The organism is Cytobacillus sp. Bac17 (genome assembly GCF_024519925.1).
Classification (GTDB): domain Bacteria; phylum Bacillota; class Bacilli; order Bacillales; family Cytobacillaceae; genus Cytobacillus; species Cytobacillus pseudoceanisediminis.
Map to the genome: position 1 here is coordinate 107,148 of NZ_JALJRC010000003.1, position 18,722 is coordinate 125,869.

General features: G+C 43.4%; 18 protein-coding genes. 2 read left to right on the plus strand and 16 right to left on the minus strand.

Annotation, left to right across the window (positions count from 1 at the left end; genetic code table 11):
• Positions 1–153: 153 nt before the first annotated feature.
• The 14 genes from NR125_RS07165 to NR125_RS07230 form a co-directional block, all read right to left on the minus strand.
• Positions 154–363 (minus strand): hypothetical protein, encoded by a 210-nt coding sequence (locus tag NR125_RS07165; RefSeq protein ID WP_009335393.1) that lies wholly within the window; start codon positions 361–363, stop codon positions 154–156.
• Positions 364–519: 156 nt separating this feature from the next.
• On the minus strand, positions 520–1,227 hold the full coding sequence (locus NR125_RS07170; protein WP_256814879.1) for a DNA alkylation repair protein: 708 nt from the start codon (positions 1,225–1,227) through the stop codon (positions 520–522).
• 49 nt (positions 1,228–1,276) lie between these two features.
• Positions 1,277–1,972 carry a Type 1 glutamine amidotransferase-like domain-containing protein gene (locus NR125_RS07175; RefSeq protein WP_256814880.1) on the minus strand — a complete coding sequence of 232 codons (696 nt, stop codon included), beginning with the start codon at positions 1,970–1,972 and terminating at the stop codon, positions 1,277–1,279.
• Positions 1,973–2,090: 118 nt separating this feature from the next.
• Positions 2,091–3,335 (minus strand): MFS transporter, encoded by a 1,245-nt coding sequence (locus NR125_RS07180; RefSeq protein WP_071157358.1) that lies wholly within the window; start codon positions 3,333–3,335, stop codon positions 2,091–2,093.
• Between the two features lie 384 nt (positions 3,336–3,719).
• Positions 3,720–4,823, minus strand: coding sequence for a D-xylose ABC transporter substrate-binding protein (xylF, locus tag NR125_RS07185; RefSeq protein ID WP_019380234.1), 1,104 nt, complete (start codon positions 4,821–4,823; stop codon positions 3,720–3,722).
• Positions 4,820–6,361 (minus strand): response regulator, encoded by a 1,542-nt coding sequence (locus tag NR125_RS07190; protein ID WP_009335398.1) that lies wholly within the window; start codon positions 6,359–6,361, stop codon positions 4,820–4,822. Before NR125_RS07190 ends, xylF begins: the two co-directional genes overlap by 4 nt.
• The gene (locus tag NR125_RS07195; protein ID WP_019380232.1) at positions 6,358–7,797 is read right to left on the minus strand and encodes a sensor histidine kinase; all 1,440 of its coding nucleotides are present in this window, start codon (positions 7,795–7,797) and stop codon (positions 6,358–6,360) included. Before NR125_RS07195 ends, NR125_RS07190 begins: the two co-directional genes overlap by 4 nt.
• Complete coding sequence (locus NR125_RS07200) at positions 7,794–8,771, minus strand: sugar ABC transporter substrate-binding protein (protein WP_019380231.1); 978 nt, start codon at positions 8,769–8,771, stop codon at positions 7,794–7,796. The genes NR125_RS07195 and NR125_RS07200 overlap by 4 nt, the downstream gene beginning before the upstream one ends.
• Before the next feature lie 212 nt (positions 8,772–8,983).
• Positions 8,984–10,159 carry a sugar ABC transporter permease gene (locus NR125_RS07205; protein WP_019380230.1) on the minus strand — a complete coding sequence of 392 codons (1,176 nt, stop codon included), beginning with the start codon at positions 10,157–10,159 and terminating at the stop codon, positions 8,984–8,986.
• 12 nt (positions 10,160–10,171) lie between these two features.
• A complete protein-coding gene (locus NR125_RS07210) occupies positions 10,172–11,692 on the minus strand; it encodes a sugar ABC transporter ATP-binding protein (protein ID WP_019380229.1) in 1,521 nt (506 codons plus the stop codon).
• Positions 11,693–11,773: 81 nt separating this feature from the next.
• Positions 11,774–12,886, minus strand: coding sequence for a sugar ABC transporter substrate-binding protein (locus tag NR125_RS07215; protein WP_019380228.1), 1,113 nt, complete (start codon positions 12,884–12,886; stop codon positions 11,774–11,776).
• 232 nt (positions 12,887–13,118) lie between these two features.
• Positions 13,119–13,892, minus strand: a complete 774-nt coding sequence (locus NR125_RS07220; RefSeq protein ID WP_019380227.1) for a TerC family protein — start codon at positions 13,890–13,892, stop codon at positions 13,119–13,121.
• Between the two features lie 135 nt (positions 13,893–14,027).
• On the minus strand, positions 14,028–14,885 hold the full coding sequence (locus tag NR125_RS07225; protein WP_009335405.1) for a manganese catalase family protein: 858 nt from the start codon (positions 14,883–14,885) through the stop codon (positions 14,028–14,030).
• Positions 14,886–14,931: 46 nt separating this feature from the next.
• A complete protein-coding gene (locus NR125_RS07230; protein WP_019380226.1) occupies positions 14,932–16,140 on the minus strand; it encodes an erythromycin esterase family protein in 1,209 nt (402 codons plus the stop codon).
• A 168-nt stretch (positions 16,141–16,308) separates the two neighbouring features.
• On the opposite strand from NR125_RS07230, the gene NR125_RS07235 reads away from it, so the two are divergent.
• Positions 16,309–16,632: a DMT family transporter gene (locus NR125_RS07235; RefSeq protein WP_019380225.1), complete on the plus strand. Its 324-nt coding sequence runs from the start codon at positions 16,309–16,311 to the stop codon at positions 16,630–16,632.
• A gap of 1 nt (position 16,633) precedes the next feature.
• On the plus strand, positions 16,634–16,981 hold the full coding sequence (locus tag NR125_RS07240; RefSeq protein WP_019380224.1) for a DMT family transporter: 348 nt from the start codon (positions 16,634–16,636) through the stop codon (positions 16,979–16,981).
• Positions 16,982–17,030: 49 nt separating this feature from the next.
• Here NR125_RS07240 and NR125_RS07245 read toward each other — a convergent pair whose 3' ends face one another.
• Both NR125_RS07245 and NR125_RS07250 read right to left on the minus strand, forming a co-directional pair.
• Complete coding sequence (locus NR125_RS07245; RefSeq protein ID WP_009335409.1) at positions 17,031–17,870, minus strand: MurR/RpiR family transcriptional regulator; 840 nt, start codon at positions 17,868–17,870, stop codon at positions 17,031–17,033.
• Between the two features lie 158 nt (positions 17,871–18,028).
• Positions 18,029–18,721 (minus strand): N-acetylmannosamine-6-phosphate 2-epimerase, encoded by a 693-nt coding sequence (locus tag NR125_RS07250; RefSeq protein ID WP_009335410.1) that lies wholly within the window; start codon positions 18,719–18,721, stop codon positions 18,029–18,031.
• Between the last annotated feature and the right edge of the window lies 1 nt (position 18,722).

An 18,722-nucleotide genomic window follows, 5' to 3' on the forward strand; every position in this document is an offset into this window, starting at 1 on the left:
ACTCCTCAGAATATAGTTGCCTTTGTCAAATATAATAATTAATTTATTTGCTTCAGTCAACTTCTTTCCGGAACAAAGAGGAAGCTTGTTAAAAGAAAAAGCGCCAATTTCTTTAAATTGAAATCGGCACTTCGTTTATTTCCTTATATTCGTTTAGCGTGATGCTTTAGGCGGCTGGCACACATCACATTTACGCTGGTGATTATTTTTAAATTTCGTAAATGTTTTTTCAAACTCACTGCCGCATGCACATTTAAAAAGCAGTTTTTGAGAAAAACCATGATATTCCGTCGATAACAGCTTACTATCTGAATTTTTCTCAACAAATTCATTAATTTTACTGATTGTCCATCGTTTATTCATACTACACACCTCCATATTTAATCACTAGGCGGAGGCTTTTCTGGGCATCCGTTCCACCATGAGCACTACTCATAATTCCTAAGTTCCTCATTATAACATGGTCTGGGGACAAAGGAACAGGTTCATTGCCCCATCCATTCCAGTATCACTGATTGTTTAACATCTTACATATTTTCGTTTAAAGCCAAGCTTCCCTCTATCTACTTCCTTCTGGATATTTTCTGAGGCGTGCAGGAAACTGCTTTTTTTCTTGTCCCGCTTCATTTCAACCGGCCCGATGGCTTTTGCTGTCTCAACTGCTTTTTCATGGAGCGGCAAATAGGAAACACCCACTGTATAGACAAAATTATTCATGGCGGATTTTGTACGCTCCGGAGAATCGTGGATGGTGTCTTTCACTTTATCAAGCATTTTGGCCAGTTTCTCTTCGGAAAATTCAGCGTCCGGACGATTCCCCAAAAGCCAGCAGTAGCAGCTCCAGCCCCCTGACATCCGCAGCTCTTCCCCGCTTTCGATCCATTTATCGGCAACAGGCTGTGCAATATCTCCTTCAGCTAATGTAACGGCCACCACATAGTCGGACAGCATATAAAAATATGCATCATCCATCCAGCGGTCAAAATCCGCTTCGGTCATGGCTTCTGGATCTGCAATGATGCCTGCAAAGTACATGGCATCGTAGTTCCCTGTAGCGTATAGCTCCTCTGCCAAAGGCTGATTTCTTTTAATTTTTTTGGCGATTGGCTTCATTGCACCTGTTGCCACTCCAAAAAGCGGCTCGTGCGCGCCGTTTGATATGTACATTTTCTTGGTCCGTTCCTTGCTGAGAGCTTCGAGCTCCTGCATAACCGTTTGTAAATCCATCTTTAAGCACTTCCTTCCATTTTAATAATGTTAACTTCACTTGTGCGCCTCAAGACCCCAAGTATTCTGTTTTCAGTTCAATCTCTTTTACTTCTTTATCGTAATAGACCTTATAGGCCCTGGCGTTGGGTCTTGAGCTTACGATTCGGCTGACCTCTTCCTCAATAAAGTGGATAGCCACTCCATCATCCGCTGCAATTCCAGGCTTTATTTTATCAGAAGCCAAAAGCTCATGATAGGCAGGCCTTCTTTCCGCTTCCCCATCGTAATGAGGGCAATTGCTTCCTTTTAAGAAGCCCAGGCATGTTAAGGGCTCCAGTTTATCGCCATATGAATCCGAAACCCCTTCTTCAAACCAGCAAATGGATCCTGCGCTGATGCCCGCTAATACAATCCCTTGGCCCCATGCCTTTCTTAAAATCTTATCTAGTCCCCATTCTTTCCATAAAGCCAATAAATTCTTCGTATTTCCGCCTCCAACATAGATGATATCTTTATCCAGTATAAACCCCTCTATATCTCTTGTTGGCGGCTTAAATAAAGATAAGTGGGACGGCTGGCACTTCTGATTTTCAAAAAAGTCATAAAACCACTTGATGCAAATGTCGGAATCTCCTGTAGCCGTAGGAATATAACAGATTTTAGGATTTTCTTTTCCTGACTGCCGCAAAATATATTCATCTAATAATGGATTCTCCGGTTCCATAGAGAATCCCCCGCCTCCAAGAGCGATTATTTGTCTCATATTCCAGCTCCCCCCAAACATGTTTAGTATAAATATTCTCCTTCATGACTGACGTTCCTTGTTCAACTAACTAAAAAAATGGAGCTGCCCATATGACAGCTCCATTATAAAAGATATCTTACGATTCACTCAGCGCTGGCTTCCCCGCTTCAAGAAGCACCTGATCCCGCCCTAATATGAATGCTAATAGGATAATGAATGCCCCTGTTCCAGCAAGAAGCCATTCGACGGCAATGATATCTGCAATTGGTCCAAATATCAGCATGCCGATCGGCATCATGGAGGTGGAGATCATCCCCATGACTCCAAACACCCTGCCTAAATAGTTCTCTTCAATTTTTTCCTGCAGCATGACAGTAGTTGGCGTGTTGAATATTGGCATCGCCACACCGAACAAGGCCATGAACACTAAATAGATCCAGAAGACCGGGACAATGCCAAGCGCCAAAGTGCATATTCCCATGATGAGACTGGCGAGGGTCATCGTTTTAATTTTATTTGGATAGCCTCCCCAGGAAGCAATGATTCCTCCGCCAATCATCATGCCGACTGAAAAAGCAATTTCAATGGCTGTCAGCTTCCATACATCTCCGCCAAAGGTGCGGGTAACCTGCAGCGGCGTCAAAAAGGCGGCAGGCGCCATCAGCACGAAGAAGACAGCAAAGAACAGGAAGAACTTTTTCAGAAATGGATTGCTGTTTACATATTGCAGACCTTCTTTAAAGTCGCTGAAGTAGCTCGTAGTCTGTTTGGCCGTGGCCTTTTCGTGCACAGCAATTTTGACAAAAGTCATCAGTGTAACAATGGCAATCGCTGCTGTGATGACATCGATGAAAAAGATGATTTCAAGTGATGACATTGCCAGCAGAGCAGCACTGACCATTGGCGAGACAAACATGATAACGGCTTGAATGCTTCCGTTTGCTCCGTTTACCTTTGTGAGCTTATCCTTCGGGACAATCTGAGGCAGAATCGCCCCGACAGCAGGAGTCTGAATCCCTGTTCCAAGGGCACGGATCGCTGCCATGACAAATAGAAGCCAAATGGATTCATAACCCATAAAAAAGAGGATAGCGAGAATCAGTGTTGAAAAGGCAATAAGACCATCTGCTAAAATAATCAGCATTTTCCGGTTATACCGGTCTGCCCAGACACCCGCGACCGGTGATAAAAAGAAGGTCGGAATAAAACCGCATATGATGTAGAGCGTCATCATCAAACCAGATTCTGTCGTTAAGGTAATATGCCACATAATGGCGTATTGAACAAGGGACGATCCAAACAGCGAGATCGTCTGACTGCTTAAAAAGAGAATAATATTCTTAAGCCAATTCTCCTGCAGATTAGGATTTTTTGTACTCATTGTCTAATCACTCATTTCTATATTAGTTAATAAAAACAAGCTTTGCCTATATTCAGTTGATTAATCCGCTCTATACATTCTATTTCTAAAGACAGCAAAAAAGAGGAGAAATTCATCTCCTCTTTAAAAATAACCGTTAAATTTAGGTTTCCTTAAATAGACAGACCAATCCCGTCGCTCTGAACATAGGCAGAGCCTTCAAACGTATTCAATTAACGATTGAAAAGCGGGTTTCTTAATCTCATTGATGCTGTCAACAGGAAAACCTCCATTTCATTTTAATTATATCAATCATACCAGCGCAGACCTGTTCATGCAATAGGGACTTAGGACAGGTTCCTCGTCCCAGTCGGGGGCCGGGAATGTGTACATGTCCTTTCGTCCCTACTTATAAACTTCTTCTCTGGAATGAAACCCATCTGCAATAATGGTACGATCCATATTGTGTTTATCGACAGCAATTGGCGAAAGAAGGACCGAGGGCACCTCGATTTTTCCATTATTAATTTTTCGGCTTGCTTCTATATTTTCTCCCTTCGCCATCCTGACCGCTAGTTCAGCAGCTTCTTTGGTGAGCGTGCCGATAGGTTTGTATACCGTCATCGTCTGGGTACCTCTGATGATCCGCTGGGCAGCGGCAAGCTCAGCATCCTGTCCTGCTACAGGAATTTTTCCTGCCAGCCCTTGCACTGCCAGTGCCTGGATGGCTCCGCCTGCGGTAGCATCGTTGGCTGCGATCACGGCATCTATTTGATTTTGGTTGGCTTTAAGAGCCTCTTCCATATTTACAAATGCATTCGCAGGCGTCCAATCTCTGGACCACTGATCATATACAATCTGTATATCGCCTTTTTCAATTAAAGGCTGAAGCACGTTAAAGACTCCTCGTTTAAATAAATGGGCGTTATGGTCAGTGATTGCTCCGCCAATGTACACATACTTCCCTTTAGGAACCAGTTTGGTGATGGCCCTTGCCTGCAGCTCTCCAACCTTTTCATTATCAAAGGATATATATAAGTCGATATCGGCATTTTTCACTAGCCGGTCATATGAGATGACTTTGATGCCTGCCTCGTGAGCTTTTTTGACGATCGAAGCGGTGGCTTCAGCATTATGGGGAACGACAACCAGCAGGTCGACCCCCTGTTTAATCAATGTTTCTGCCTGTGATATTTGGACCGCATCATCCCCATTCGCAGCCATGATCTCCACTTCGGCTCCGAGTTCTTCTACGGCCTCTTTGAACAAATCTCTATCCTTCAGCCAGCGCTCTTCCAATAAAGTATCCATTGAAAAGCCGATCTTAACGGCTTTCTCCCCATCCCCTCCTACTTGCACTTCGCCTGCAGAAGGAATTGCTTTCCTGGGATTTTTTTTGAGTGCTGTTTCCGTTTGGCAGGCTGACAGGAGGCAAACCAGAAACAGCGCAGCCAGAGTCAGCTTCCATTGAATCCTATCCATCTGTTTTGCCCCTTTTTCTTCCATCATTCTTTTTTTCCCAGAAGGGTTTTGCGGAATTCCGTCGGTGACTGGCCGCACATTTTTTTGAAAACCTTGCTGAAATAGTTCGGTTCATGATAGCCCACTTCAAAGGTGATTTCTTTCAGGCTTTTTCCGTGATCCGCCATCAGCTTCTTTGCTTTTTCAATACGGCATTCAGTCAGGAAATCGATATAATTTATCCCGAGTTTCTCCTTGAACATTTTACTGATATAGATCGGGCTTAGCTCCACTTTCCTACCCAATGCTTCAAGAGAAATATCCTCGTGGGAATGTTCGGTAATATATTGTTTCAGCTGGTGGATAGTATCCGCTTCCAGCCTGTCGTAATGCTCCATATACGCCTTCTTCATTTGCTTTACCAATTGATTCGTTTCAGCGCGCAGCTGCCGGAAATCCTGGGTTTGATACGCAAAAAATGGCGCAGGAGCTTCAACCCCTATCTCACTCATTACACGTGAAGCAATCCAGAGCAGCTGCAGCACCCGCTGCTGCGCTTGAATCACCCCTTCCCTTTCTGTTTCACATCGCTGGATCATTTCCATTACACTTAAGCTGATTTGCTGCCATTTACCAAGCCTGACTTGATCGAAAAACTGTTTTTCCCGCTCTTTGGTCAGCTGCAGATCTTCCCCTGCGCTAAGCACTGGCACATCGGAATAAAATCGGTATTTAACAGGGAGGGTTGAATCCAGGGTGGCAATAAGAGATTCCTGATAGGACTGACGGATGGACTGCATTGATCCACAAGCGTTCCCAATCCCGACGAACCAGCCTTCTGATAAGCCTTTTTTCGCAAGAGACAGAATTTCTCCGGCTATAAATATGGCCTGTGAACGGAATGATTGCTGTTTTTTCCTAAAAACGATGATGGGAAGCTGGCGGCCATATAGTGCACCTACCCATGCACTGCCTGCTTGCCTGACCTTCTCTTTGACCGAGGTATAGAGGTGTTCTTGTCCATCAGGGAGCAGGATGCTCATGACAAACTGTTCATCTGTTGAGCGAATATCGAGCATTTCCACCAGCATATCCAGATGAACTTCATGGACATGATCGAACAGCAGCTGTGTCACTACATCCGTCTCAATGACCGGAAGAGCCTTTTGCAGCGCATCCTGCTGAAGCTTCGTCATTTCACGGAATCTCCGCTCTTCCTCAATCTGTTCAAGCACCTTCCCGACTGTTGCTTCAATTTCCGTTATCTTGCTTGGCTTCAGTAAATAATCCTTGACCCCAAGCTTTATCGCCTGCCGGGCATAATCGAATGTATCGAATGCTGTAATCATAATAAATTTAATATGCGGATCGGCTTCACTGATTTGCTTAATAGCTTCCAGGCCATTCAGCCCTGGCATCTGAATGTCCATCAGGATTAAATCAGGGTTAAACGCTTTAGCCAATTGAACGGCCATCTTTCCATTTTTGGCCTGGCTGATTTCAACGCCAGGAAAGGCCTTTTGCAGAATCACTTCCAGTCCTTCCCGTTCAATTTGTTCATCATCCGCGATCAGGAGTCTTGTCATGCTGCCCCCCTCCTATCTTTCGGTATTGTTATTACTACTTTTGTGCCGGCAGCACTGCTCTCAATGTTCATGACATCTTCATTGCCGTAAAAAAGGCGCAAACGCCTGACAACATTGGTAAACCCTATGCCCGTAGAGTTTCCATCTTTTTGAATGAACTGCCCTTGAAGAATCTGTTTAATTTTAAATTCCTCAATACCTGGACCATCGTCTTCCACTTCTATAATCACACAGTCATTTCCGTCCTGAATGCGAAACCAGATAATTCCCCCATCTTCTCTTGGCTCGACTGCATAGTTGACGGCATTCTCGATGATCGGCTGCAGTGTGAGACCCGGAATGTCCACATTCAGACACGTTTCATCTATTGACATTTTCAAATGCAGGCGATCTGTAAATCTGGCTTTTTGAATATCCATGTATTGCTGCAGGACCATCACTTCTTCTCTAAGTGTTACTGGCCTATCAAGCCTTTTTAAGTTATAGCGCAGCAGGCCGGCAACACTAACAAGCAGGTCGCTGGTTTCATGAGAGCCTTCCAGATAGGCTTTCTTGGAAAGGGTATTTAATGTGTTAAATAAAAAATGAGGATTAATCTGGCTTTGCAGGTTCAAGAGCTGGCTTTCCTTCAGCAATAACTTGCTTTCCTGCAGCTCATGCTCCAGCTGCGCCTTATGCTGGATCTCTGAAATTAGGTTATTGATATTAATCCGCATCCGGTCAAAGGTCTGGGCAAGAAAAGCAATTTCATCATTCGAATCAACCTTTATCGGCAAGTGAAATCTGCCCCTCGATAACTCATTGGCTGCCTGGGTCAGCTTCTGTACAGGCTTCGTAATGCTTAAGGAAAAGCCATAGGTCAAGAACATTAAGAGGCAGGTGATTATCAGCATCAGCCAAATCCCCAGTTTTTTGATTTCTTCGGACTGGTCAATAATCCCCCGGTAAAGCCGTTCATACGTATTCAGTTCACTATCAATCAGCGTCAGCGTCATCTCGGAGATATACATCGAGATGCGCGTCGCTTCTGAGAATTCCTTTGCCGAATCCTCTGTCTCCTTTTCATTAAAATAAAGAAGGGAGCGGTCAGTTGTCTCAACCAGGCTGTCAATCAAATTCATATAATTTGTCAAAGCGAAATCATTTTCTGAATTTCGAAGATATGAAACTTCCCTTTTTGCATTTTCTATTTTTCCCCTACTTTTGTTCAGTTTGTCCAGATTTTCGGGAATAGGCGTGATGAAGTAGTTATTCAAGTCTGCAATCATCTGCTGGCTTGTTCTTGTAACTTCATTCATTCGAAGGTACCGCTGAAGAATTTCATTATATTGATTCTGAGTTTTCTGATTATAATAGGTGAGTGTGATCCATATGGCTGCCATAATCAATAGAATCACAGTCGTGAGTGTCCAGATTTTCTTATGAATTTTGTTCATTGCTTTTCCATCGCCTTTAATATCCTGATATCGGTGAGATAGCCTTCAGATTTCAGCGGCACTTCTTCATCCCTAAGCCATTTCAAAATCAGCTCTACACTGAGGCTTCCCATCTTTTCAGGAGACTGTTCAATGATTCCATCAAGTTTCCCCTGAGTAAGCAAAGATATTGAATCCGGACCATCGTCAAAAGAATAGATATAATAAGGTTCTACCTGTGACCGCCTTCCAATTTCCTGAATCATCGCTCCGGCTATATTTGCCTTAATAGCTATAAAACTATCAGTATCCGGATTTTGATTCAGCATGTTCTGAGTGGCAGCGATAATTTCCTCCCTAACATCAGTCGTTTCCGCATAGACTGTCTGGATATTTGGATAATCCTTCAGTACTTCATGAATGCCATCAAGGCGCTGCCGCTGATAAAACTCTTTATGCTTGTCACCCATGAGAATGACTTTTCCTTTATGGCCCATATCGTCAAGAAGCTGTTTCGCAATTAACTGCCCGGCCAGATATTGATCCGAGCCGACGTACGTTTTTCTCAAACTTTCAGATTTGGCCACGTCATTGGCCACCGTAATAATCGGGATTCCATAAAAAGCTGCTTTTATCTTTGTTAAATCTTTGAATTCCTGAGTGTCCAGACCCTGAACAATGATGCCGTCCACTTTTGATTGAATGGCTATCTCTAACTTTTTCAAAAATTCCTCTTGATTCTTTCCATAACTTCCCCAGACTTCCAGGCTTGCCCCATCCTTCCGTGCTTGTTCCTGTGCAGCAATTCCTGCCTTGTCCCAGAAAGGGGTCTCTAATTCCTGCGTTATCAGGACAAGCCGATATTTCGCTTCCTGGCCATCTGATGCAGCTGGGAGGTCCCATTCGGATGTAAACGCTTTCTTTGATAGCGTAAATGTAAAATAACCAAGGACGATACATGTAAGACAAAATACTAAAATACCCGTTTTACGCAAGGCTGTATCTCCGTTTCCTAAGTATGAACAGCTAAATAATTTTAATCATATCACCTTTTTAAGGCTTATAGAAGAGTTAGAAAGAGAGAGGATTTTCTGCTGTTAACAGGAGGATAATCGGTGCTTTAGGAAATGCTGCCCACCTGCATTTTAAGGGCATCCTTTTGCCGGATGCCCCATTTTCGAAACTGCTAATGCAGGAAACTGGTAATCTACCCTCTCTTCTTTCGGGTCATGACATCAAAAATCACAGCACCCGCCAATACGCCTCCGCGGATCATATACTGGAGGGAAACCCCTACCCCGAGCAGATTCATGCCGCTTGATAAAGAGGCCATGACTACAGCACCGATAATGGCACCAGTGATTTTGCCCACGCCCCCTGCAGAAGAAACCCCGCCGACATAAGCAGCTGCAATGGCATCGAGTTCAAATAATGTCCCAGCTGTTGTAGTCGCTGACTGAAGACGTGAGGTGAATAATATGCCGGAAAGAGCTGCCAGCATCCCCATTGAACCGAATACTATATACGTAATTTTATTTACATTGATTCCACTCAGATGTGCCGCTTCCGGATTGCTTCCCACAGCATATATATGTCTGCCAAGAACGGTTTTCGTTGTCAGAAAGTGATAGATGACAACCACTAAAAGCATAATGACAACCGTCCAGGAAAATCCATTGTAGCCTGCCAGGATCCAGGTAATATAGGAAATGATAGCAGAAACAAAAACTAATTTGACAATAAAAATCCCTTTTGACACTACCTCGAATTGATAGTTGATCTTGTTTTTCCGCGTGGAAATTTCACTGTATATATACAGCAATATGGCCAGTACACCCAGAATCAGTGTCAGGAGATGCAGTCCATTCACTTGCATAATCGAAGGAATGAATCCGTTTCCGATTGCATTAAATCCATCATCCTTGACGATAATGGTCCCGGTCTTCTCTGTTACCTGAAGGAGTGCACCTCTAAAGATCAGCATTCCTGCAAGAGTAGCTACGAAGGATGGGATACCGAACTTTGCAACTAAAAGGCCATTGAATAGCCCGACAAAAATACCCATCACCAGGATAATCGGAATGGTGATATAAAACGCTACTCCCATTCCCGTCAGGAGAATCGCAGCAATCGCTCCCAAAAATCCAGCGACGAACCCGACTGAGAGGTCAATGTGCCGGATCACGATAACCAGCGTCATCCCCACTGCAAGGACAGCGATATATCCCGTTGAATCCAGCAGATTGCTTATATTTCGCGAAGACATAAACAGACCGTCAGTCATAATGGTGAAGGTGAGCATAATCACGAATAAGGCAATGTACATGCCATAGTCACGGATATTATCTTTAAATAGCGTTTTCGCTTCGTTAATAAATTCCATTAGTTTAACCTCCTATTGCGTAGCAAGCTGCATGATGCTTTCCTGATTTGCTTCTTCAATCGACAGCTCGCCTTTAATTTGGCCTTCCGCCATGACATAGACACGATCGCTCATCCCCAGAACCTCACCCAGTTCTGAAGAAATCATAATGATGCTCATACCTTCCTCGATCAATTGATTCATAATCGTATAAATCTCGAATTTAGCGCCAACGTCAATGCCCCGCGTCGGCTCGTCCAGGATCAGCAATTTCGGCCCGACAAATAGCCATTTGCCCAGGGACACTTTCTGCTGGTTCCCCCCGCTCAAATTGCCGACAACCTGTTCAAGGGAAGATGCTTTAATATACATGGACTTTTTATATTCCATTGTTTCCTTTACTTCTTCGTTATCATTAATCACTCCATTTACAGCAATCCGTTTGAGGTTTGCCGCAGAAATGTTGTTTTTAATATCCTGTATTAAAAACAGGCCGTCCCCTTTTCGGTCTTCCGTCACGTACGCAATCCCTGACCTGATGGCGTCACTCGGATGCTTCAGCGTTTTTGGAACGCCATCCACCAATAGTTCGCCGTGTAGTTTATAAGATTTTGGATTTCCGAAAATACTCAGGGCAAGTTCTGTCCTGCCTGACCCCATCAAGCCCGCAATCCCGACAATTTCTCCTTTCTTAACATGAAAATTAACATCTTTTACAACCTGCCTGCCCAAATGCACAGCATACGCGGACCAGCTGCGAAGCTCAAGAACAGGATCGCCAAATGTTTTGTTCGGCCTCTTTGGATAAATATCTTCAATCTCCCTGCCAACCATGTTTTTAATAATGACATTTTCAGAGATTTCTCCTTTTGAGGCGTCCAGGGTACAAATGGTTTGGCCGTCACGAAGCACAGTCGCTTTATCTGCAATCGAGATGACTTCTTTCAGCTTATGGGAGATCATGATGCAGGTAATTCCCTGCTCTTTCAGCTCCCCTAACAAATCTAGAAGATTTTCGCTGTCATCCTCATTAAGTGCTGCAGTCGGCTCATCCAGGATAAGCATTTTCACGTCCTTGCTTAAAGCTTTGGCAATTTCAACTAATTGCTGTTTTCCAACGCTCAGGTCTTTTACGAGCGTTTCTGGATTCACATCGAGCTTAACCTTATCCAGCATTTTTTTAGCTTCAGCAATGGTCCGGTTCCAATCGACGATTCCACCTTGCTTAATTTCATTGCCCGCGAAGATATTTTCATAGACTGTGAGATCCGGAAACAATGCAAGTTCCTGGTAGATAATGACGATTCCTGCTTTTACACTGTCACTGATCTTGTTGAATTGCTGCACACTGCCCTCAAATACAATGTCACCCTCATATGTGCCATATGGATATACGCCGCTGAGCACCTTCATCAGTGTGGATTTACCTGCTCCGTTTTCACCAATCAAGCAGTGGATCTCACCTTTCTCCACTTTGAAATTGACATTGCTGAGCGCTTTGACACCTGTAAATTCCTTGGAAATCCCGTGCATTTCCAAAATATTATCGTTCATTATGATTCCCCCTAGCCAAACAGCTATCAGAAGGAGAAATAGTGATAGAAGCATCTATCACTATTTCTCCTCCTTTATTGATTAAAGTCCTGTAAATTCATCCGCTTTATAGTATTCAGAATCAATCAGTTCTTTTTTCACGTTATCTTTGTCGACAACGATTACAGCTGTTTGCTTTGCTTTTACTTCAATCTTGCCGTTGTCGTAAGAACCAGTTGTCTCAGGGTCTTTGTCTTCAAGGATATCGATCGCCATGCCCATTGCATCTTTCACGAGAGTACGAACATCCTTGAATACTGTCATGGATTGCTTTTCATCAATAACGTATTGAATGGAAGCCTTCTCTGCATCCTGACCTGTTACAAGATAGCTGGATACTGCACTGTCAGTTCCAAAAACATCTGCAATGGAACGGGCCGTTCCGTCGTTCGGAGCAAGAATTGCCACATCGCCCTTCATATCGTCAGAAGCTGCAGTCAAATGCGTTTGTGCCTTGTTCTTCGCTTCGTTTGGATCCCAGTTCGTTGTCACCTGGCCAATGATTTTGCTTAGCTGGTCACGGGACAGATCAGCTGTCTCTTTCAAAGCTTCGGCTTCGCTTGAATTAGCAATCTTGAATGTGCCATCTGCAATCTTAGGCTGAAGCACACTCCATGCTCCCTGGAAGAATAGGAAAGCATTGTTATCAGAAGCAGCGCCTGCGTATAGATACAGAGGCACGTCCTTGCCCGTTGCGTTATCTGCCAGGTATTGTGCCTGTGCAGCTCCTACAGCAAGGCTGTCAAATGTTACATAATAATCAATTGCATCTGTATTGGTAATTAAACGGTCATAGGATATGACTTTTACCCCATCTTTCTTCGCAGCCTCAACCGCTGCAGCAGCTGCATCGCCATCTTGCGGACAGATAATCAGCACATCAATCCCTTTGTTCAGCAATGTCTCTACATTTTCTTTTTCCTTAGCCGAAGATCCCTGGCTAAACAAAATCTCAGTTGTATATTCCGTTCCTTTTAACGCATCTTTAAATCTTTGCTCATCCTGAACCCATCTGGGCTCATCTTTCGTTGGCAAAACGATACCGACACTTACCTCACTGCTTCCGCCGCCAGTGCCCTGGCTGCATCCTGCTGCAATAAACGCAAACATCATAACCGTCAGCATAAGAGAAATGACTTTCCACTTTCTTTTCATTCTTTTTCCCCCTTTATAATGGATAAAAATTACCTGCCTACAGGAAAAATTATAACTTTATTACCAGCCCGTGAAAGCGTTATCACTAGCACTCTTTTAATATCACCTGTAATTTTTTATACTTAATTCAATCTCAAATTTTTCTTCCACAATAAAAAAAAGACAGCTGCACTAACTGCATTTTTTATGTCCATAAAAAAATGCGTTAATCCAAAGATCAACGCATTTCTCTTTATAAAGCTTCACCCTCAGTTTGCTTCTTACCCGGCGCAAACCAGCCAAACAGGGCAATGGCCACCAATACGCCATAAAAGACCAATGTCCAGCCTGTACTATGAGGAAAATGATGATCAAGGACACCGATATCCTCATGGGCAAGTGTAATAACAGCAAGCTTGACACCAACCCAGGCGACAATCGCATAAGCGGTTGTTTCTAATGCCGGCCGTTTAGCAAGGAGCTTAACAAACCAGGTAGCCGCGAACTTAATCAGGATCAGTCCGGCAATCCCGCCTAGCACCACTACAATAAACTGGCCGCCATCCATGCCGCCGAAATCGTCAAGCGGTGAATCCGGCAGACCTAGTGCCAGCGCAACAGCAGCAAGAATCGAATCGATGGCAAAGGCAAGATCGGCTAATGCAATCTTCCCTACGGTTGGCCAAAATCCTTTCCCTGCCGCTTCTTCCTTCACATCCTCACGAATATTTTCGTTTTCTTTTCCGAACTTGGCCTTAATTACATGTTTTAAGCCAAGGTACAATAGATATGCCGCTCCAATCGCCTGGATCTGCCAGACGTTTGCAATAAATGAAATGGCAAAAAGCGCACCAAACCGGAAAACGAAAGCCATAATGATTCCATAATTAATTGCCTTTTTCTTCTGATCTTCGGGTAAATGCTTCGCTATGACGGCTAAGACAAGAGCATTGTCAGCCGACAGCAATCCTTCCAGACCAATTAATATCAATAATGCCCAGGCATACTCGAGCCAAATGGACTCCATCCGCGACACTCCTTTCTGCAACAAAAATGTTCTTCATTGATTCGATAACTATAGATTCCCCAAAATTGCTGAAGGAAACCTTAAAAATATATAATAAAATGGCGTCCTATATTCAGGACGCCAGAAGAAAAAAAACTAATTATTCAAATCAAAAAGACCCGGGGCATGCTCATTTGGCATATCAGGCATTTCAGGAACAGGATAGCCTTTTGGCGGTTCTACAACGGCAAGATCTCCGCCATTTCTGCTTGGAGTGGTCCCCTGGAAAACCTCACCGATCCGGGTATCATCAAGCCTGAAATTAAACTGGGCATTGTGGAAGCCCATTTCCACATATTTTCGGCATTCAGGGTATTTATTTAGATCGTAATTAGGAATCGGGAATATTTTGCCCCAATCCACTCCTAACGTTTCCAGTGCTTTTGCGAATGCATTTTGATGGGCATTATCCCGGACAATCAGGAAGGCAATCGTCTCTCTTAGCGTCTTATTGCTGCTCATCTCGTAAATCCTTGATTTCTGGAGAACACCTGTCGATTCAAGAACGACATTATTCAGGAGGTTGGCCACCAGGTTGCCGTGGTCATATACCCAGGATCCGTTCCACGGGTTACCGCCAGCATCGACAGGAAGAGATGCCTTTGCCCCCATAATAAAATGATGAGGGTTAGCTCCTCCTTGAATCACATCGTCCAATGGAGCCCCATCTTCAGCCTGATTGCCTGGCATACTTCCGCCAGCATCATTTAGAAGCTGATTAATCGTAGTTTGAACGAGTTCAACATGACTTAGCTCTTCCAAAAACACACCTCTGATCAGATCACGATATTGCTTCGCTTTTCCTCTGAAATTTGCACTCTGGAATGAAAACTGCATCAGCGTCCTCATTTCACCAAACTGCCCGCCCAACGCCTCCTGCAGCACTTTCGCCGCATGCGGATCCGGCTTATCCGGCACAATCATATTAATTAAATCTTCTTTATAAAAGTACATGTTCATCATTCTCCTTTTTCCAGCATTCTTAATTAGAATGCCTTGCCTAAAGGAGCCTATTCATAAAATAAGCAGGAGGCTTAACCTTTCTGCAAAACATGATGCCGTCATAGTGCTTTTGCGGATATATGGCAATAGGCAACAGCCCTATCATGCCAGCTTCGAGGAGCCGCCACCTCCGATTCAGCCAGTTCCGCTTTGGAAGCCCCTTTTCACATAAAGGCACAAAACTGTCATGCCTACAGGCTTCCAGAAGTAAACTTTCTAACTGTTTTTTAGACAAATTAATGGGAAAGTTCACTCTAAGCAGGGAGGCAAGCTCACCTTCTCCGGCATAATAACCTATGGAGTAAACTTGATCGCCATAGCATTTTGATAGCTGCTGTCCGACATTCGTGATACCAAACAGCTTAGAAGTGACTGTTTTGCTTTTTCTAATATGAAAATTATGAGCCCACACAATGACCTTTTCACCCTTGTAATACTCTTCCAATAACCACTGCAGATTTCTGAACATATACGTTCCCCGAATGACTCCTGAAGCAATCCAGCTTTTTGTATTGATTTCCAGCCACTTCAAACGGTTCTTGAGTCCCTGCCCTATAACCTTAAGGTTCCTTTCTTTTTCTATATCATCTTCCTTCAATCTGCTCTCAAAAAGCTCCAGACTGGACTGATATAGATCCATACACATTTGAATCTTTTCTTTAGCCTTCTTAGCTATTTTCGTTTGTCCCCTTATCTCCTCATCAATATTGAAAAATACTGTTTCTGCCTGATGAATGGAAGCATATACTTCTTCATCTGTATTAAACTTGAGCCATTCCAGCATGTTTTGCGATATCAGCGGGTATGCGGGCTGTATATCCATACCGGCGATATGCAGGCGGTTCGCCCAGGATTCCTGAAATAAAGGGAGCATTTCTTCATTATGAAAAATATCCAGAAGGCCATGCTGAATTTTCTCCTCAGCAGGGAGGTCTTTCAGAAGCTTTCTGCAAAATACCGCTTCAAGCAGACCGCTCTCCATGACAACCACATTAAATCCATGGACACTATGCAAATACTTAATCATATTTATTTTGCCTGTGTAAAAATCCCCGACTCCATGGCTGCTCTCTCCCAGCATCACAACCCTTTTCCCCTCAACATATGGATCCATACAGGTAAAATCAGATGGAACCGTTATTTCACAGCTCTTGCTGGCTATTTGATCTATCCAAAGTGATCTTGTTTTTCTTGTTATGAAATTCATGAACAAACCTCCATCACAAAACCGGGGAGATCTCCCTATAAGATAACTATGATTACGAATTGGAAATTAATTGGTTTCACTTTTTCTTACATTCATATACTTGGCAAAGAGAACCTTCGAAAAGGTAAAATAAATTGAATCCATTCGGAGAAGAATTGGGGAGATATTATGAATGCCTATTTACTTTTAGCATTAGCCATTGTAAGTGAAGTGTTTGGCAGTTCCATGCTTAAAGCAACAAACGGGTTCAAAAAACTACTGCCATCCCTTGGTGTAATCATTGGATACGGTGTAGCTTTTTATTCGTTATCTTTATCGTTAAAAACACTGCCGCTTGGTGTGGCTTATGCGATTTGGGCTGGCCTCGGGACCGTGCTGACAGCCTTGGTCGGAATCACCATCTATAAAGAGAATGTAAATGACAAAAAGATTCTGGGACTGGCTTTAATAGTTGGAGGAGTTATTTTATTAAATAGCGGTGGAGGCCATTAATATGAGAGGATACTTTTATTTAACAGTCTCAATCGCAGGAGAGATTTTTGCCACCACCATGCTTAAGCTGTCGGATGGCTTTACGGTGCCGCTGCCATCTGCAGGAGTCTTGTTTGGCTATGCACTTTCATTTTATTGCCTATCATTATGTCTTAAAACCATTCCATTAAGTCTGGCTTATGCCATTTGGTCAGGAGCAGGAACAGCGTTAACTGCGTTAATCGGTGCCGTACTATGGGGAGAAGCATTCAGCAGCCTCAAGATACTGGGAATCATACTGATTATCGGCGGAATAATCGCATTGAATTCTTCCAGTAATGAAGAGACTGCAAAAGAGCCTTCACGTTAGGGCTCTTTTATGTTTCCATGACTTATCTTCATTTATGCCTTTTCCCTTATTAGATATTCTTCAAGGCCCTCAATGTCTTATCCCGAATCTGAACACGATTGATATAGTCCTTCGCAACAAGTTCTGTGTAAAGCAAGTCAAAGAGCAGGAAGAGCGGCAGTGTTGGAGAGATGTTCTGGCCCATATGCATACTGTTTTTACTAGTAACCAGAAGGGATAGATCTGCCAGCCGGGAGAGTTCGGATGTTTTATCACTTGAGATAGCAAGGACTGACGCACCTTGTCTCTTGGAAATTTTGACAGCATCGATTATTTCTTTTGTTTTCCCTGAAACAGAAATGCCAATGACAAGGCTTCTGTCTGAGCTTAATGCTGCATCCATCACAGCTTGATGAGGGTCTGTAATCGACTCAACCTGGATTCCGATCCGAAAAAACTTCCATTTAAACTCCTGTGCTGCAATCCCTGAGTTGCCGATGCCGTATACATGCACTCTCTCCGCTTTCGTTAACAGGGTAATAGCTTGCTGAATATCAAAATAAGTCATGTTCCGGAAAGTCGTTTCGATGATCTCTAAATGGTTTTGATAGAGATTGGAAAAATAATCAATCTCTTTGATGTCACTGGACGCTGCCGGCTTATTTCTTAAGTCGATATATCTCTTTAATTCGTGCTTGAATTCATTAAACCCTGAAAAAGAGATTTTCTGACAGAATCGGGTAATCGTAGCAGGAGAAATATGAATTTTTTTCGCGATTTGATTGATTGACAATTGGCTGATTTCATCAGGATTTCCGATTATATATTTTGCTAATTCCGACTCCGAGCTTGTGAACTTTTCCATCGAGCAGGCTATGCCATGAAGAAGGTTCTCACCGAGATATTCCATATTCCATCTCCTTTTTAGATATCCTTAGGTTCATTATACAAGATGATAACCATATTTTTATTCAAAGGGCAGAAAACTATGAAATATCTATAACTAGCCTCACTAAAGCAAAAAGCTGAAAACAACAGTCAGAAGACTGAGTTGTTTTCAGCTGATCCTTATTTTTTAATAGCCTCTACAAATCTTTTCGTGATGATCTGCGGTCTTGTTATTGCACCGCCTACCACAACCGAGTGAACATGAAAGTCCAGTACTGAACGGGCAATCTCCGGAGTGGAGACATTTCCTTCAGCTATAACCTTTGCATGCTTCACTTCTTTGACGATTTGTTTGATCACGGAGTAGTCATGATCATCGATTTTCAATCCTTTTGTCTCTTCTGTATATCCGTATAATGTTGGTGCGACAATATCAAATCCAAGCTCATCGGCCAAAATGGCTTCTTCTACTGAAGAGACATCGCCCATCAGCAGTATATGAGGATACTTTGATCTTACCTCCTGATAAAACGATTCCAGATCGTTTCCATCCGGCCGGATCCGGGTCGTTGCATCTGTTGCAATGATTTCGGCACCCGTCTCAGCTAAGGCATCGATCTCTTTCATCGTAGGTGTAATAAAGACAGGATGGTCCTTGTATACTTGTTTGATGATGCCAATCACAGGAAGATCAACTTGTTCTTTTATTTCCTTAATATCAGGGACAGAGTTGGCACGAATGCCAACAGCCCCTCCCTCCTTTGCAGCCAATGCCATACGTCCCATAATGAACGAGCTGTGAAGCGGTTCTCCTTCTAAAGCCTGGCAGGAAACAATTAGCCCATTTTTGATTTGTTCCAGCACTTGATGCATT

Excerpts from the sequence above, each read along its gene's own strand:
- NR125_RS07165 (WP_009335393.1), bottom strand. The coding sequence starts at position 363 with ATGAATAAACGATGGACAATCAGTAAAATTAATGAATTTGTTGAGAAA.
- NR125_RS07170 (WP_256814879.1), bottom strand. The coding sequence starts at position 1,227 with ATGGATTTACAAACGGTTATGCAGGAGCTCGAAGCTCTCAGCAAGGAA.
- NR125_RS07175 (WP_256814880.1), bottom strand. The coding sequence starts at position 1,972 with ATGAGACAAATAATCGCTCTTGGAGGCGGGGGATTCTCTATGGAACCG.
- NR125_RS07180 (WP_071157358.1), bottom strand. The coding sequence starts at position 3,335 with ATGAGTACAAAAAATCCTAATCTGCAGGAGAATTGGCTTAAGAATATT.
- xylF (WP_019380234.1), bottom strand. The coding sequence starts at position 4,823 with ATGATGGAAGAAAAAGGGGCAAAACAGATGGATAGGATTCAATGGAAG.
- NR125_RS07190 (WP_009335398.1), bottom strand. The coding sequence starts at position 6,361 with ATGACAAGACTCCTGATCGCGGATGATGAACAAATTGAACGGGAAGGA.
- NR125_RS07195 (WP_019380232.1), bottom strand. The coding sequence starts at position 7,797 with ATGAACAAAATTCATAAGAAAATCTGGACACTCACGACTGTGATTCTA.
- NR125_RS07205 (WP_019380230.1), bottom strand. The coding sequence starts at position 10,159 with ATGGAATTTATTAACGAAGCGAAAACGCTATTTAAAGATAATATCCGT.
- NR125_RS07210 (WP_019380229.1), bottom strand. The coding sequence starts at position 11,692 with ATGAACGATAATATTTTGGAAATGCACGGGATTTCCAAGGAATTTACA.
- NR125_RS07215 (WP_019380228.1), bottom strand. The coding sequence starts at position 12,886 with ATGAAAAGAAAGTGGAAAGTCATTTCTCTTATGCTGACGGTTATGATG.
- NR125_RS07220 (WP_019380227.1), bottom strand. The coding sequence starts at position 13,892 with ATGGAGTCCATTTGGCTCGAGTATGCCTGGGCATTATTGATATTAATT.
- NR125_RS07225 (WP_009335405.1), bottom strand. The coding sequence starts at position 14,885 with ATGTACTTTTATAAAGAAGATTTAATTAATATGATTGTGCCGGATAAG.
- NR125_RS07230 (WP_019380226.1), bottom strand. The coding sequence starts at position 16,140 with ATGAATTTCATAACAAGAAAAACAAGATCACTTTGGATAGATCAAATA.
- NR125_RS07235 (WP_019380225.1), top strand. The coding sequence starts at position 16,309 with ATGAATGCCTATTTACTTTTAGCATTAGCCATTGTAAGTGAAGTGTTT.
- NR125_RS07240 (WP_019380224.1), top strand. The coding sequence starts at position 16,634 with ATGAGAGGATACTTTTATTTAACAGTCTCAATCGCAGGAGAGATTTTT.
- NR125_RS07245 (WP_009335409.1), bottom strand. The coding sequence starts at position 17,870 with ATGGAATATCTCGGTGAGAACCTTCTTCATGGCATAGCCTGCTCGATG.
- NR125_RS07250 (WP_009335410.1), bottom strand. The coding sequence starts at position 18,721 with ATGCATCAAGTGCTGGAACAAATCAAAAATGGGCTAATTGTTTCCTGC.